The organism is Klebsiella sp. Q11 (assembly GCF_964241505.1).
Lineage (GTDB): Bacteria > Pseudomonadota > Gammaproteobacteria > Enterobacterales > Enterobacteriaceae > Klebsiella > Klebsiella michiganensis.
The window spans coordinates 1-726 of the sequence record NZ_CAXSXW010000044.1; the positions used below are offsets into that span (position 1 = coordinate 1).

Below are 726 nucleotides of genomic sequence, written 5' to 3' on the forward strand. Positions count from 1 at the left end.
CTGACCAACAAAATCATCCCGGGCGACAGCACCCAGCCTAAAGCGGCCGGTGATGCCTCTGCCGTTCAGGATGGCGCGCGCTTCACTTACTACGTCGGCTACGCGACCAGCACCCCGACCACGGTTACCACCGGTGTGGTTAACAGCTACGCGACTTACGAAATTACTTATCAGTAATATCGACTGAGAGATAAAGCCGCCTCGCGCCGGGGCGGTCTATACCCGTCATACTTCGAATGGCACAGGCGTTGGCGACGTTTGCTCACCCCAGTCACTCTCTGGCCGCCTTTCTGTAATTCGAATTATTCAGGGTATACAACAATAATAAAGCGGCCACTGCTGCCGCTTATTTTTTTATTCTGAGGTCAGCATGAAGCGTATTGCCCTTTTTTTCTGTTTCATTTTTAGTTTTGCGGCCCATGCCAATAATATTATTGTTAACGGTACCCGCTTTATTTATCCAGGAAATGAAAAAGAAATAACGGTGCAGCTCTCTAACACCGCCGACCGTCCGGCGCTGGCGCAAGCCTGGCTGGATAACGGTAATGCCGACGCGACGCCGGATACCATTACGACCCCCTTTATTATCACGCCGCCTATTTCCCGCGTTGATGCGAAAAGCGGTCAAACCCTGCGTATTAAGCTCGGCAGTAATGCAGGGCTGGCTAAAGATAAAGAGACGCTGTGGTGGCTGAACCTTCTGGAAATACCGCCGGTTGAGGCCAG

At 51.9% G+C, this 726-nt stretch carries 2 pseudogenes; both read left to right on the plus strand.

Features of this window, described 5'->3' with window-relative positions:
• Positions 1 to 177, plus strand: a pseudogene (locus ACESQ2_RS28405) (ferrous iron transporter B); the annotation flags it as partial.
• 193 nt (positions 178 to 370) lie between these two features.
• A pseudogene (gene mrkB / locus ACESQ2_RS28410) lies at positions 371 to 726 on the plus strand (type 3 fimbria chaperone MrkB); the annotation flags it as partial.